This is a genomic window from Ligilactobacillus equi DSM 15833 = JCM 10991, assembly GCF_001435735.1.
GTDB lineage: Bacteria > Bacillota > Bacilli > Lactobacillales > Lactobacillaceae > Ligilactobacillus > Ligilactobacillus equi.
Map to the genome: position 1 here is coordinate 1 of NZ_AZFH01000099.1, position 626 is coordinate 626.

The following is a 626-nucleotide window of genomic DNA, read 5'->3' on the forward strand; positions in this document are numbered from 1 at the left end:
TAGATCAATTTGAACAACGAGATGTTATTCATGATGAACCAGGAAAGATGTGTAAATGTTGCGGTGAAAAGATGATAGCTATCGGCAAGAAGTGTCAATATCGTGAATTAAGACAAAAACCTGCAGAGTTTGAATGTGTTAACCACTATGTTCGAACTTATAAATGTAGCAATATCGAAGAACACGATAATGGTAATGAAGTATTAGCTCAAGCTATCCCTGAGACTGCGCCTTTATTCAATCATAGCTACTTCTCTGCAAGCTCTTTAGCTGAAATTATTAGGAATAAGTACGAACTGGCAATACCTTTAAATAGGCAAGAAATTTTGTTCAAGTCCTACGGACTTCCAATCACTTCAAAACAGATGTCTGAAGGTGTGATAAAGCTTTCCCAACGTTATCTGCAGCCACTTTATGATAGACTTCTAGAGGAGTTACTTCTAGAGGAAGTTATTCATATGGATGAAACTCCGTATGAAGTGTTGGCTAAGAATACAAAAAGCCACAAAACTTATATTTGGGCGGTCAGATCTACAGTTGAGTTCTCCAATCACCAAATAGTTTTTTACAAGCACTCCGATACTCGTGGTTCTTCTAATATAGCGGATATCCTGGGGGCTAAATAT

At 37.4% G+C, this 626-nt stretch carries 1 protein-coding gene; it reads left to right on the plus strand.

The window, feature by feature from the left end:
* Window positions 1–626, plus strand: a 626-nt coding sequence (locus FC36_RS06900) for an IS66 family transposase (protein WP_156409540.1), incomplete at both ends; no start/stop codon positions are given.